This window comes from Brachybacterium sp. GPGPB12 (assembly GCF_038396325.1).
Classification (GTDB): Bacteria; Actinomycetota; Actinomycetes; order Actinomycetales; family Dermabacteraceae; genus Brachybacterium; species Brachybacterium conglomeratum.
Window position 1 is genome coordinate 3,487,495 of the sequence record NZ_CP149573.1, and the last position, 13,244, is coordinate 3,500,738.

The following is a 13,244-nucleotide window of genomic DNA, read 5'->3' on the forward strand; positions in this document are numbered from 1 at the left end:
CGCGCCGCTACAGTGGGACACCGACAGCACCGAGGAAGGACCACCAGGTGAGCACATCGTTCGAGCGTGTCTCGCGCTTCAGCGTCGGATACGACATGCGCGAGGTCGACGAGTTCCTCTCCCGCGCCCGCAAGGCCTACGAGGGCCGCGACCCGTCCTTCGACGGCTCCGACATCACCGCGGCGAGCTTCGGCACCGAGCGCGGCGGCTACGACATGCGCGTGGTCGACGAGGCGCTGGACCGCCTCTCCGACGCGTTCGCGCCGCAGGCCCGCGACGACGCCATCGCCGCCCAGGGCGAGGAGGCATGGGTCGCGCACTCACCGAGCGCGCCGAGACGCTCAAGGAGCGGCTCGAGCGCCCCGCGGGCGACCGCTTCGCCCCGGCCGCGCAGGGCGAGCCCGCCTACGACAAGGGCGACGTCGACGCCCTGTGCGACCAGCTCGTCGCCTACTTCACCGACGGCCACCCGATGAGCGTGGACGACGTGCGCCGCGCCGCCTTCGGCCGCCGCCGCGGCCCCGAGGGCTACCGCGAGGCCGTGGTCGATGTGTACCTCGACCATGTCGCGGACGTGATGGCCTCCGTGCCGTGACCGCCGTCCCCCGGCGCCTGGTCCTGCTGGGGTCCACCGGCTCCATCGGCACGCAGGCGCTCGACGTCCTCGCCCGCTACGGGGACGTCGCGACCCTCCACGGCCTCGCCGTCGGCGGCACCCGGCCCGGCCTCGTCGCCGAGCAGGTGCTCGCGCACCGCCCCGCCGAGCTCGTCGTCTCCGATCCCGCCCGGGCCGTCGCGGTGCGCGAGGCCGTCGAGGCGGCCTGCTCCGCCGTCGGCCTCCCCGCGCCGCGGATCAGCGCGGGCGCCGAGGCGGTCGTCGAGCTCGCCGGGTCCCTCGGCGTGCAGGACGTGGTGCTCAACGCGATCACCGGCTCCGTCGGCCTGCTGCCCACCCTCGCCGCGCTCCGTTCCGGGGCCCGGCTCGCGCTGGCGAACAAGGAGTCCCTCGTCGTCGGCGGAGACCTGGTCACGGGCGCCGCCGCGCCCGGGCAGATCCTCCCCGTCGACTCCGAGCACACCGCGATCGCGCAGGCCCTGGCCGGGGTGCGCCACGACCAGATCGACCACCTCGTGGTCACCGCCTCCGGAGGGCCCTTCCGCGGCCGCACCCGCGCCGAGCTCGACGGCGTCACCCCCGAGCAGGCGCTCGCCCACCCCACCTGGTCGATGGGCCGGGTCATCACCACGAACTCCGCGACCCTGGTGAACAAGGCGCTCGAGGTGATCGAGGCCTGCTTCCAGTTCGACCTGCCGGAGGAACGCGTGCAGGTGGTCGTCCACCCCCAGTCGATCGTCCACTCGATGGTCACGCTCGTCGACGGCTCCACGATCGCCCAGGCGAGCCCGCCGGACATGCGCCACGCGATCGGCTGGGCCCTCGCCCATCCCGAGAAGCTCCCCGGACTCGCCGCCCCGCTGGACTTCTCCGCCGCGCAGTCCTGGACCTTCGAGCCCGTGGACGAGGACACCTTCGACGCGATCGCGCTGGCCCGCGCCGCGCACCGCGAGGGCGGGGGAGCGATGGCCGTGTACAACGCCGTGAACGAGGAGGCGGTCGACGCCTTCTTCGACGGGCGCCTCGACTTCCTCGGCATCACCGGGCTGATCCGGGCGGTGCTCGAGCTCCCGACGCGGCCGCGCGCGGAGCGCGCCGACGGCGTCGATGCCCTCCTCGAGCTCGAGTCCTGGGCGCGCGCCGCCGCGGCCGAGCTCCTCGCGGCCCGGGCGCGCTGAGCATGCCGCTGTTCGCGCTCGGCGTCGTCGTCATCGCCGCGGGGCTCGCCCTCTCGATCGCGCCGCACGAGATCGGGCACCTGGTCCCCGCGAAGCTGTTCGGGGTCCGTGTCACCCAGTACATGATCGGCTTCGGGCCGACGGTCCTCTCCCGCACCCGCGGCGAGACCGAGTACGGGCTGAAGGCCATCCCGCTGGGCGGCTACATCCGGATGATCGGCATGTACCCGCCGCACAAGGGCGAGCCCGAGGGCACGATTCGCGAGGACTCCACCGGCCTGCTCCAGCAGATGACGGAGATGTCCGAGGACGCGAAGGCGTACGAGTCCGCCCAGTACGGGCCCGAGGACGCGCACCGCACCTTCGTGGCGCTGTCGGTGCCGAAGAAGCTCGTGGTCATGCTCGGCGGGCCCACCATGAACCTGCTCATCTCCGTCTCGCTGATGGTGGTGCTGGTCAGCGGGATCGGCCTGCCCTCGGTGACGCCGACGGTGCAGAGCGTCTCCGAGTGCGTGGTCCCGGCCGACGCGCCGGCGGACGTCTCCTGCGAGGGACAGCCCCCGGCCCCCGCGCTCGAGGCCGGGATCCGTCCCGGCGACGTCGCGCGCGAGATCGACGGCGCCCCGATCCAGCGCTGGGAGGACGTCACCGAGGCCGTCCGCGCCGCGGACGACCGCACGATCGAGGTCGTCGTCGAGCGTGACGGGCGGGAGATCCCGCTCGAGGCGACCCTCGTGATCGACGCGCGCCCCGTCCTGGACGAGGACGGCGCCGCGGTGCGCGACGCCGACGGGAGGTTGGTCACCGAGGAGGTCGGGTTCCTCGGCGTGGCCGGCACCCCCGACCTCGTCCCGCAGTCCCCGGCCGAGGTGCCTGCGATGGCGTGGGACGCCTTCGTGCGCACCGGGCAGATCGTGGTGACCCTCCCGGTGCGGCTGTACGAGGTGGCGCAGGCCGCCTTCGGCGCGCCGAGCGCGACCCGGACGGGCCGCTCGGCGTCGTCGGCGTCTCGCGGCTGGCCGGCGAGGTCGCCTCCGCCGACGAGCCCGGCTTCGAGTCGCGCGAGAAGGTCGGGACGATGATCTCGATGCTCGCCTCGCTGAACATGGCGCTGTTCGTGTTCAACCTCGTCCCGCTGCGCCGCTGGACGGCGGGCATGTCGCCGGGGCGTCGCTCGAGGGGTTCCGACGCCGGATCGCACGGTCGCGGGGACGCCCGGATCCCGGGCCCGTGGACATGTCGCGGATGCTCCCGCTGACCAATGCGGTCGCGCTCGTGTTCATCGTGATGACGCCGCTGCTGCTCTACGCCGACATCGTCAAGCCGATCACGCTGTTCCCCTGACCCGCCGCGCGCCCGGTGCTCCGGCGCCGGCCCGACAGGCGCCGCTCCGACAGGCGCCGGCTCGATCGACGACGGCCCGTCCGCGGCGCGCACCGGACCCCGCGGGGCTGTGCCCCGGGCCACGTCGTGCGTGCAGGAGCGGTGGAGGTGTCGCACCTCGCCTCGCCGGAGCCCGTCGGCGGTCCATAATGGAGGGGTGACTTCCGTGAGCCTCGGCATCCCCTCCGTCAAGACGCCCCCGCCGGTCCTCGCCCCCCGGCGGACGACCCGCAAGGTGAAGCTGGGCGACCTGTACGTCGGCGGCGACGCGCCGATCACCGTGCAGTCGATGACCACCACTCCGACGCACGACATCAACGCGACCCTCCAGCAGATCGCGGAGCTGACCGCGGCCGGCCGCGACATCGTGCGAGTGGCCTGCCCGCGCCAGGAGGACGCCGACGCGCTCGTCGCGATCGCCGCGAAGTCCCCGATCCCGGTGATCGCCGACATCCACTTCCAGCCCAAGTACGTCTTCGCCGCGATCGAGGCGGGTACGCGCGGGCGTCCGTGTCAACCCGGGCAACATCCGCCGCTTCGACGACCAGGTGAAGGACATCGCCAAGGCCGCGAAGGACCACGGCACCGCGCGCGCATCGGCGTGAACGCCGGCTCGATCGACAAGCGCATGATGACCGGCGACCGCGTCACCCCCGAGGCCCTCGTCGCCTCCGCGAAGTGGGAGGCGTCCCTCTTCGAGGAGCACGACTTCCACGACTTCGGCATCTCGGTCAAGCACAACGACCCAGTGATCATGGTCGAGGCCTACCGCCAGCTCGCCGCCGAGGGCGACTGGCCGCGCACCTCGGCGTCACCGAGGCGGGCCCCGCCTTCCAGGGCACCATCAAGTCCTCTGTCGCCTTCGGCATCCTGCTCGGCGAGGGCATCGGCGACACCATCCGCGTCTCCCTCTCCGCCCCGCCGGTGGAGGAGGTCAAGGTCGGCAACCAGATCCTGCAGTCGCTGAACCTGAAGCCGCGCAAGCTCGACATCGTCTCCTGCCCCTCCTGCGGCCGCGCCCAGGTCGACGTCTACACCCTCGCCGACAAGGTCACCGAGGGGCTCAAGGACCTCGAGGTCCCGCTGCGCGTCGCCGTCATGGGTCGCGTCGTCAACGGCCCCGGCGAGGCGCGCGAGGCCGATCTCGGCGTCGCCTCCGGCAACGGCAAGGGCCAGATCTTCGTCAAGGGCGAGGTCATCAAGACCGTCCAGGAGGAGGACATCGTGGAGACCCTGCTCGCCGAGGCGAACCGCATCGCCGCCGAGATGGGCGAGGACGTCCCGGCCGGCGGTGCCCCCTCCGTCTCCGTGGGCTGAGGCCGTGTTCCGGCGGGGCGGGCGCCTGCGCGCAGTGCGCCCCGGCACGGTGGACGCGGCGCTGGAACTCGCCCTGCGGGACCCGGTCACCAACGCGCTCGGCGGGGCCCGGCGCGCGGGAGACCGCCCGCTCCGCCTCCCTCGCCCAGGAGTTCTCCCTGGTGGGCGATGACCGCCTGCCCGAGGGCGTGCTCTGGCACGGGGTGAACCTCTCGCCGCTGTCCTCGACGCCGCGCGCGCTCGACGAGTTCGGGGCGCACCTGGCGGGCAGGCCTCGCCGGGCCAGTTCGGTGGTGGGGGAGCGTGCCGCGATCGAACGGCTGTGGGAGACCCTCGGCCGCTCCTGGGACCGTGAGGTGCGCGAGCACCGCTGGAGCCAGCCGCCGCTGCTCGCGGACCCGCCGGCGCTGATGCCCTCGCTGCCCGGCGCGGGACTGCGGGCCGCCGAGCCGCAGGACGCGGCGGCCGTGTTCCCGGCCGCGGTGGCGATGTTCCGCGAGGAGGTCGGGATCGATCCGCTTGCTCGGCGACGGCGGCCGCTCGTACCGCCACCGGGTCGGGGAGCTGATACGGCGCCGCCGCACCTATGCGGTGATCGAGGAGGGCGAGGTGCTGTTCAAGGCCGATGTCGGCGCGCTCTTCGGCCCCGTCGCCCAGATCCACGGCGTGTGGGTGCGCCCGGACCGTCGCGGCCACGGGCTGGGCCGCACCGCGATGGCCGAGCTCGTCGCCCAGGTGCGCCGCGACCACGCCCCGCAGGTCTCCCTCTACGTCAACCACTTCAACGAGCCGGCCCGTCGCGCCTACGCCGCCTCCGGCTTCCGTCAGGTCGGGGAGCTCTCCACGTCGCTGTTCTGAGCCGACGGACTCTGTGTCCCGTCGGCTCAGGCGGGACGGTGGGCGGTGAGCACGTACTGCGGCGCGAGCCGGTCCGGGTCCTCCCGCGACCGGTAGCGGTCGCCCTCGCGCACCATCAGATCAGGCCACGGGCACCAGGCCGCGTACGGGACCTCCTCGAAGGAGTCCAGCACCAGCCCGGCCTGCAGCGGCGCGGTGAGGATCTCCCCGATCGAGTGGTTCCACTCATGGCTGACGGTGTGGGTCATGCGGGGCGTGCCCTCGGGGACCGGGACGTAGCTGCCCTCCTGGTCCCAGGTCATCGGCGCTGCCGCTGGAAGTAGGGTCGCTCGATCCTCAGCCCGTCGGAGACGTCGTCGCCCACGGCCATGAACATCGGGTGGTCGTCGCGGATCAGGAAGCGTCCGCCCGGGCGCAGCAGCGAGGCGACGACCCGTGCCCACGCCGCGACGTCGGGCGACCAGCACAGCACCCCGATCGAGGTGTACACGAGGTCGAAGTCGCCCGTCACCGCCTCCCGGGCGTCGTACACGTTCGCCTCGACGAACTCGATCCCGGCCCCGGCGCGGTCCGCGATCTCCCGGGCACGGGAGAGGGAGCCGGGGGAGAGGTCCACGCCGACGGTCCGGCGAGCCCCGAGCCGGGAGAGGCTCACCGTGTCCGTGCCGAGGTGGCACTGGAGATGGACGACGTCGAGGCCGGTGAGGTCCCCGAGCCGTCCGCGGTCCTGGGCGACCTCGGGGCTGATCAGCGAGGGGTCGGCCACGAGCTCCTCGATGCCGTAGCCGGAGGCGACGTGGAGCGCGGCACGGTCGTCCCAGTTCGTGCGGTTGTCCTCGAAGAGGCGCTGTCGTGCCGGTGCGTCGTCGGCGCCGGTGCGGTGGGGCGTGCCGATGGTGTCCATGCCGGGCACGCTAGGGCACGCCCTGGCCGTGGTGCCAGCGAGTTATCGCGCCGCCGTGGTGCGCGGTGCGGGGAGCGAGCGCGTCGGTGCGGCTGCTCAGGCGGCGAGCGCGTCGAGGGCCAGCGGCGTGTTCGCGGCGGTCCAGGCCAGCGGCGCGACCTGGGCCGGGCGGCCGTCGTGCGACGACCTTCTCGGGCAGGGAGCCCTGCTCGGTGCGGTGCGCGGCGAGCCAGGAGAGGATCTCGCGGGCGGTCCGGCGCTCCCCGGCGCGGGCGAGGCCCAGGCCCAGCAGGCTGGTCGACGGGGTCCAGCTGATCCCGTCCTGCTTCCAGGCCGCGCCCGGCGCGATGCCGCCGGCGGGCCGGGACAGCTCGCTCCGCGGCTCCCCAGGCGTGCCGGATCGATCATGTCGTGCAGGCCCGTCGCGTCGAACAGGGCGAGTGCGGAGTCGGCGCCGCCGCCGTCGCGATAGCGCCGCCAGCCGCCGCGCCCGAAGGTCCCCTCGAGCAGGTGCGCGAAGAGCGCGCGGACTCCTCCGCGCCGGTGGAGCCGGTGAGCTCCGCCCCGGCGCGCGACCCGGCGAGGGTCGCTCCCGCGCCCCACAGGGTCGCGGCGCCCTCGCGCACCTCCCAGTAGTCGGGGGAGGCGGGCGGCGGCGCGGTCCCGCCCGAGGTGGCGTGGTGCAGGGCCGCGAGCGACGTCGTCACCAGCGGTGCGAGCCGGTCGGCGACGGCCCCGCCTCCGGCGCCCGCGGCGGCGACCGCCTCGGCGCCCGCCCACAGCAGCGACCCCGTCCCGTCGAACTGCGGGGCGCGGCGATCGGGGGCGCGGTCGGTGCCGGGCACGTAGCGCGCCTCGAACCAGCCGTCGGCCTGTTGGAGGTCCTGGAGATGGGCGAGCACGTCGGCGGCGCGATCGGCCGCGCCGATCCGGGCCAGGGCGACGGCGCAGAACGCCGCATCGCGCGGCCACACGTACCGCCAGTTCGCGGTCCAGCCGGCGACGGGGGCGGGCAGGTCGTCGTCGAGCACCCAGAGGTCCGCGAGCGCGGTGTCCGCGAGGTCGACGAGCAGGTCGGCGTCCCCGGCGGCGCCGCTCGTCCCCGCGGCGGAGATCTCGGCCCCGGCGTCGGAGTTGCCGACCCCCGAGGGGGCGTCGCCGCCCTCCGCCAGCCGTGCGCGCGACCGTTCGCGCCAGGCCGCGGTCCGTGCGGCGAACCCCGCGGCGCGGTCCCGGGCGGGGAGTGCTCCAGCGGCGCGGCGGCGAGGCGGGTGCCGGGGCTCAGGGCGAGGTCGGGGGCGCGACCGCCGACGAGCACCCGCTCGCCGTCGGCGCCGACGGCGACGGTCCCGGCGTGCAGCGGGATCTCGGTGCGCGGGTCGACGGCGCTCCAGGTGGAGCGCCCTGCCGCGACCGCGCCGGTGCCGAGCGCCCCGAGCACGCCGAGACCGGCGACGGCGCCCGCGCCGCGCAGGAGCCGCCGTCGGCTCGGGGGACCGGCGCCCGCCGGTCCTCCTCGTGCCTCGCGCGCCGCTCCCTCCGGGGCGGGGGCCCGCCGCTGTCGTCGATGCATCCCGTCAGCGTACCGACGGGCCGCCGCGGCGCCGCATGCACGTCCGCAGGGTCACTCCTCGCCCCGCCGGGACCGCGCCGACCAGTAGCATGGCCCCGCGCGGCCCATCGCCGGCTCGCGCCCCCTCGCATCCCGAAAGGCCGCCCCATGCTCCGTCTGTCCACGCTGTTCGTCCGCACCCTGCGGGAGGACCCGTCCGACGCCGAGGTCGCCAGCCACAGGCCGCTGGTGCGCGCGGGCTACATCCGCCGCTCCGCCGCCGGGGTGTACACGCGGTCGCCGCTGGGCCTGAAGGTGCGCGGAAGGTCGAGCAGATCGTGCGCGAGGAGCAGGACGCGATCGGCGGCCAGGAGGTGCTCTTCTCCGCGCTCCAGCCGCGCGAGCCCTATGAGGCGACCGGCCGCTGGGAGGAGTACGGGCCCACGCTGTTCCGGCTCCAGGACCGTCGCGAGGACGACTACCTCCTCGCCCCCACGCACGAGGAGGTGTTCACCCTGACGGTGAAGGACCTGTACTCCTCGTACAAGGACCTCCCGGCGATGCTGTACCAGATCCAGACCAAGTTCCGCGATGAGGCGCGTCCCCGCGCGGGCCTGCTGCGCACCCGCGAGTTCATCATGAAGGACGCCTACTCCTTCGACGTGGACGACGCAGGGCTCGACGCCTCCTACGACAAGCGCGCGCCTGGCCTACCAGCGCACCTTCGAGCGCCTCGGCCTGCCCACCGTGATCTGCCAGGCCGACGCCGGCGCGATGGGCGGCTCCCGCTCCGAGGAGTTCCTCCATCCCACGGAGGTCGGCGAGGACACCTTCGTCGTCTCCGACGGCGGCTACGCCGCGAACGTCGAGGCCGTCACCACCCTGCCCCCGGAGGCGCTGGACGAGGCGGCCATCTCGGCCCTGCCCGCGACGCACCTGGAGGACACCCCCGGCGCGAGCACCATCGCGAAGCTCACCGACCTCTCGAACGAGGCCTTCCCCGGGAAGGGCCGCGTCGCCGAGGACGGGCAGTGGACCCGCTACGAGATGCTCAAGCACCTCGTCTACCTCCTCACCCACCCCGACGGCACCACCGAGCCGCTGGTCATCGCGCTGCCCGGAGACCGCGAGGTCGACCCCAAGCGTCTCGAGGCCGCCGTCGCCCCCGCGATCGCGACCGCCTTCACCGACGAGGACTTCGCCGCGCATCCCGTGCTGAAGAAGGGCTACATCGGCCCCGAGGGCCTGGGCCTGGAGGCGCCGTCCGGCATCCGCTATCTCGTGGACCCCCGCGTCGTGCCCGGCACCTCCTGGGTCGCCGGCGCCGGCGAGAAGGACAAGCACGCCTACGACCTCGTCTACGGCCGCGACTTCACCGCCGACGGCTCCATCGAGGCGGCCGAGGTGCGCGACGGCGACCCGGCGCCCGACGGCTCGGGCCCGCCGCGCCTGACCCGCGGCATGGAGATGGGGCACATCTTCCAGCTCGGCCGGAAGTACGCCGAGGCGCTGGGGCTGAAGGTCCTCGACGAGAACGGCAAGTCCGTGGTCGTGACCATGGGCTCCTACGGCATCGGCGTCACCCGCGCGGTCGCCGCGGTCGCCGAGTCGCACCACGACGAGAAGGGTCTGGTCTGGCCGCGCCAGCTCGCCCCGGCCGACGTGCACATCGTCGCCACCGGCAAGGACCCGGCCGTCTTCGAGGAGGCCGAGCGGGTCGCCGCAGAGCTCGAGGCGCGCGGCCTCGAGGTCCTCTACGACGACCGGCCGAAGGTCTCCCCGGGCGTGAAGTTCAAGGACGCCGAGCCGCTGGGCGTGCCCACCTCCGTGGTGATCGGGCGGGGTCTGGCCGAGGGCACCGTCGAGGTGCGCGACCGGGCGAGCGGCACGATCCGCGAGGTCTCCCCGGCGGAGGTCGTGGGCGCCGTCCTCGCCGAGGTGCGCGGGGCCTGACCGCGTCCGTCCGGGGCGGCGCTCAGCCGTCCGCGGGCGGTGGGTCCTCGGCGACCAGGCCCGGCGCGGGTCCATCCGGTCGACCCGTCCGGCCAGCGGCTCCGCCTCGGCCAGGGCCGCCGCGATGGACAGCGGCCGCCGCTCGAAGGGCGCCGCGCCCGTGAGCGCGAGATGGTCCAGCAGGAGCCCCTGGGAGAGCGTCGTCGGGAGCGTGCCGGCGGCGCCTCGTCGAGCTGACCGCCGGGCGGCGCGTAGACCGCCTGGCGGACCACCACGGGTGCGCCGTCCTCCTCGGCGACGGCGGCGAGCCGCTCGGCACGGGTGCGGTGCGGCTCGGTCCGCGCCAGGTGCGCCTCCCGCTCCTCGCCCTCCGAGCGCGCGGCGAGCACCTCGTGGACGTAGCCCGCGTACCACTCCTCCTGCTGGGCCCGCTCGATCGCGCCGCGGAAGTCCTCCTCCGCCCCGATCGAGGGCGGATCCGTGGCGGGCACGTCCCGGCGCGGCACGAGGTCCTCGGCCGACGGGGAGGCGGGCACCGATCCTGTCCCCGACGAGGTGCGCAGGCGCGCGCGATCCAGGCCGAGTGCGCGGCGAGCCCGGAGGTGGCACGTGCGAGGGAGCCGGAGACCTGGCGGGAGGCGTCGGACGCGAGGTCCCGCGGCTCGACCAGGACGGCGAGCGGCGCAGGGAGGTCGTCGGGGACGTCCGTCGCCTCGGGCGCCGTGGTCGCCTCCGGAGCGGGGTCCTCGGACGCCTCGACCTCCCGCTCCTGCTCCGCCCCGGTGAGCAGGGCGCGACGCCGCACGGGCGGCGCCGCGACGAGCACGGTGAGGTCCGCGGCCAGTGCCGGGTCCCCGCCGGTCGAGGTGCTCGTGAGCGCCTCGGCCCCCGCGATCGACCGCTCGAGCAGGGCCAGCAGTTCCCGGCGGTAGAGGTCGTCGATGCCCGGCGGGGGAGGGGTGTACTCCTCGGGGCCGCCCAGGGCGATCCGTCCGCGACCGCCGAGCGTCCCCGCGCCGAGCGCTCCCGCCGCGAGGGCGAGGACGGAGGTGCGCAGCAGGCGCCGCCGGCCGAGCAGGGCCGGGGGATCGGAGGGGCGGAGGGAGTCGGGCACGGGAGGATTCTCGCATCCGCGCGCCCCGTGACAGCGCGGACGCCGCGTGGACACTATCCTGGTGCCGACGCTCCGGGGCACGTCCCGGGCGGCGAAGTCACCCATATGAGCAGGAGGCGATCAGTCCATGAGCGCACTCGAGGACCAGACCGACCTGCGGGAGGCCGCCTCCGCCGTGCTGGACGCCCACGGGCTCGTGCTCGAGGAGGTCGAGCTGGGGCGCGAGGGCGGGATGCCGCGCCTTCGCCTGGTCGTGGACCTGCCCGAGGACGAGCTCGGCGGCGCCGACCTCGACACCGTCGCCGAGGCGTCCCGCGAGCTGTCGGCGCAGATCGACGCCGACGACGCCCTGCTGGGCCCGGAGCCGGTGCCGCTGGAGCTCACCACCCCCGGCGTCGAGCGCGCCCTCACCGCGCCCCGCCACTTCCGCCGCGGCCGCGGCCGCCTCCTCGCCCTGCGCACCGCCGCCGGGACCGAGCACCGTGCCCGGTTGCTCGCCGTCGATGGCGAGACCCTGCACCTGCGCCAGGAGCCCGGCCGGGACGACCGCGGCCGGCCCCGGAAGCTCCCCGCCGGGACCGCCGAGCGCCTCGAGCCGCGGATCGACGAGCTCGACGCGGCACGGGTCGAGGTCGAGTTCGACCCGCCGGACGACCTCGAGCAGCTGCTGGCCGACGCCGCCGCCGACCTCCCCGGGACCGGCCCCGCCGACCCGGACACCACGACCGCCGAGACCACCGCGGGGACCACCGCGACGAAGGAGAGCTGAGATGGACATCGACATGGGTGCCCTGCGGGCCCTCGAGCGCGAGCGCGAGATCAGCCTGCCCGTGCCGCTGGACGCGATCCGCTCGGCGCCGCACGCCGCCTACCTGCACACGGACCATCCGGTCCGCGACTCCGAGGTGCTGATCGACGAGCACACCGGCGAGGTCGCCGTCATCGCCCGTGAGCGCGACGCCGACGGCGTGGTCCTCGAGGAGTGGGACGACACCCCGGAGAACTTCGGCCGCGTCGCCGCGAGCACCGCGCGCCAGGTCATCTTCCAGCGCATCCGCGACCTCGAGGACGACGCGGTGCTGGGCACCTACGCCGACCGCGAGGACGACATCGTCTCGGGCATCATCCAGCAGGGCCGGGACCCGCGCATGGTGCTGGTCGACCTCGGCGAGGTCGAGGCCGTCCTGCCCCCGCACGAGAGGGTGCCGGGGGAGGACTACTCGCACGGCCGACGGTCGCGCGCCTACGTCACCGAGGCCCGCCGCGGCCCGAAGGGCCCGCAGATCATGCTCTCCCGCTCGCACCCGAACTTCGTGCGCCGGCTGTTCGCGCTCGAGGTGCCCGAGGTCGCCGACGGCACCGTCGAGATCGCCGGGCTCGCCCGCGAGGCCGGCCACCGCACCAAGATGGCGGTGCGCGCCACGGTCCCGGGCGTGAACGCGAAGGGTGCCTGCATCGGCCCGATGGGCGCGCGCGTCCGCTCGGTGATGAACGAGCTCGGCGGCGAGAAGATCGACATCGTCGACTTCGACGAGGACCCCGCGGCGTACGTCGCCGGCGCCCTCTCCCCGTCGAAGGTCTCCTCCGTCACCGTGATCGACGAGGTGGGCCGGGCGGTGCGCGCCGTGGTCCCCGAGAACCAGCTCTCCCTGGCGATCGGCAAGGACGGGCAGAACGCCCGCCTGGCCGCGAAGCTCACGGGCTGGAAGATCGACATCCGCCCCGAGGGCGGGGGAGAGGTGCCGGGCGAGGGCTGAGCTCCGCGCGGCCCGGCGTGCGCCGCCGATCCCGGGGCACGGGCCACGGGCCCAGGGGTCCGCGCCCGGGGGTCCGCACCGCGGGGCCCGCAGGACGCCGAGGTGTGTCGCACGCCTCCCCGCAGCGCGGCCCGGGACGCACCCGTCCGCTACACTGGGGAGGCTGTTCGCCCAGTGGAGACTGCGATCGACCCCCGTCGACCGCCCTCCCGTCCGGGCGGAGGCGCTCGGAACGGAGGAGGTCGCGTCATCGCACGCTCCACCGCACACCGCCCCGAGCGCACATGCGTCGGCTGTCGTCAGGCGGCTCCGCGCGAGCGACTGGTGCGACTGGTCCGGGAGCCCGCTCCCGACGGCGTCGTCCCACGTGTCCGCGTCGATCCCACGGGATCGGCGCCCGGGCGCGGGGCTTGGCTCCACCCCGACGCATCATGTCTCGACCTCGCCCTGCGGCGAGGCGGCCCGGCCCGGTCCTTCCGCGGCAGGGTCGACACCGGGCTCCTCGCCCGGGACCTCGAGGCCTTCGAACCCACCCGCACGTGGAACAGGTAGAAGCACCCATGGACATCCGATGAGTACTCACTCATGAGCACCCTCAGGAACTAATGGTCC

Annotated in this window: 11 protein-coding genes and 5 pseudogenes; 11 read left to right on the forward strand and 5 right to left on the reverse strand. The window is 74.7% G+C overall.

What is annotated here, in order from left to right; translation table 11 throughout:
* The first annotated feature begins 47 nt into the window (after positions 1–47).
* The 7 genes and pseudogenes from WKH84_RS20330 to WKH84_RS20360 all read left to right on the forward strand — a co-directional run bounded on the left by WKH84_RS20330 (position 48) and on the right by WKH84_RS20360 (position 5,352).
* Positions 48–595: pseudogene (locus tag WKH84_RS20330) on the forward strand (DivIVA domain-containing protein).
* On the forward strand, positions 592–1,794 hold the full coding sequence (dxr, locus tag WKH84_RS20335; RefSeq protein WP_341854903.1) for a 1-deoxy-D-xylulose-5-phosphate reductoisomerase: 1,203 nt from the start codon (positions 592–594) through the stop codon (positions 1,792–1,794). The pseudogene WKH84_RS20330 and the gene dxr overlap by 4 nt, the downstream one beginning before the upstream one ends.
* Before the next feature lie 2 nt (positions 1,795–1,796).
* Positions 1,797–3,138, forward strand: a pseudogene (locus WKH84_RS20340) (site-2 protease family protein).
* Positions 3,139–3,457: 319 nt separating this feature from the next.
* Positions 3,458–4,494, forward strand: a pseudogene (ispG, locus tag WKH84_RS20345) (flavodoxin-dependent (E)-4-hydroxy-3-methylbut-2-enyl-diphosphate synthase).
* Positions 4,495–4,498: 4 nt separating this feature from the next.
* Positions 4,499–4,666 (forward strand): hypothetical protein, encoded by a 168-nt coding sequence (locus tag WKH84_RS20350; protein WP_341854904.1) that lies wholly within the window; start codon positions 4,499–4,501, stop codon positions 4,664–4,666.
* A gap of 31 nt (positions 4,667–4,697) precedes the next feature.
* Positions 4,698–4,892, forward strand: a pseudogene (locus WKH84_RS20355) (DUF4081 domain-containing protein); the annotation flags it as partial.
* A 121-nt stretch (positions 4,893–5,013) separates the two neighbouring features.
* The gene (locus WKH84_RS20360) at positions 5,014–5,352 is read left to right on the forward strand and encodes a GNAT family N-acetyltransferase (RefSeq protein ID WP_341854905.1); all 339 of its coding nucleotides are present in this window, start codon (positions 5,014–5,016) and stop codon (positions 5,350–5,352) included.
* A gap of 26 nt (positions 5,353–5,378) precedes the next feature.
* Here the strand turns inward: WKH84_RS20360 and WKH84_RS20365 are convergent, their stop codons facing one another.
* The 4 genes from WKH84_RS20365 to WKH84_RS20380 all read right to left on the reverse strand — a co-directional run bounded on the left by WKH84_RS20365 (position 5,379) and on the right by WKH84_RS20380 (position 7,287).
* Positions 5,379–5,654 (reverse strand): hypothetical protein, encoded by a 276-nt coding sequence (locus WKH84_RS20365; protein WP_341854906.1) that lies wholly within the window; start codon positions 5,652–5,654, stop codon positions 5,379–5,381.
* Positions 5,651–6,256: a class I SAM-dependent methyltransferase gene (locus tag WKH84_RS20370; protein ID WP_341854907.1), complete on the reverse strand. Its 606-nt coding sequence runs from the start codon at positions 6,254–6,256 to the stop codon at positions 5,651–5,653. The genes WKH84_RS20365 and WKH84_RS20370 overlap by 4 nt, the downstream gene beginning before the upstream one ends.
* A 96-nt stretch (positions 6,257–6,352) precedes the next feature.
* Complete coding sequence (locus WKH84_RS20375) at positions 6,353–6,664, reverse strand: hypothetical protein (RefSeq protein WP_341854908.1); 312 nt, start codon at positions 6,662–6,664, stop codon at positions 6,353–6,355.
* The gene (locus tag WKH84_RS20380; RefSeq protein WP_341854909.1) at positions 6,661–7,287 is read right to left on the reverse strand and encodes a hypothetical protein; all 627 of its coding nucleotides are present in this window, start codon (positions 7,285–7,287) and stop codon (positions 6,661–6,663) included. The genes WKH84_RS20375 and WKH84_RS20380 overlap by 4 nt, the downstream gene beginning before the upstream one ends.
* Before the next feature lie 689 nt (positions 7,288–7,976).
* On the opposite strand from WKH84_RS20380, the pseudogene WKH84_RS20385 reads away from it, so the two are divergent.
* Positions 7,977–9,761: pseudogene (locus WKH84_RS20385) on the forward strand (proline--tRNA ligase).
* 22 nt (positions 9,762–9,783) lie between these two features.
* Here the strand turns inward: WKH84_RS20385 and WKH84_RS20390 are convergent.
* Positions 9,784–10,875 (reverse strand): DUF4439 domain-containing protein, encoded by a 1,092-nt coding sequence (locus tag WKH84_RS20390; RefSeq protein WP_341854910.1) that lies wholly within the window; start codon positions 10,873–10,875, stop codon positions 9,784–9,786.
* 127 nt (positions 10,876–11,002) lie between these two features.
* Between WKH84_RS20390 and WKH84_RS20395 the strand changes: the two genes are divergently transcribed.
* The 3 genes from WKH84_RS20395 (at position 11,003) to WKH84_RS20405 (ending at position 13,184) form a co-directional block, all read left to right on the forward strand.
* Positions 11,003–11,644, forward strand: coding sequence for a ribosome assembly cofactor RimP (locus WKH84_RS20395; protein ID WP_341854911.1), 642 nt, complete (start codon positions 11,003–11,005; stop codon positions 11,642–11,644).
* A gap of 1 nt (position 11,645) precedes the next feature.
* Positions 11,646–12,632, forward strand: a complete 987-nt coding sequence (gene nusA, locus WKH84_RS20400) for a transcription termination factor NusA (RefSeq protein WP_341854912.1) — start codon at positions 11,646–11,648, stop codon at positions 12,630–12,632.
* A gap of 174 nt (positions 12,633–12,806) precedes the next feature.
* Entirely contained in the window at positions 12,807–13,184 is a 378-nt protein-coding gene (locus tag WKH84_RS20405; RefSeq protein WP_341854913.1) for a YlxR family protein, read from the forward strand.
* Positions 13,185–13,244: the final 60 nt, after the last annotated feature.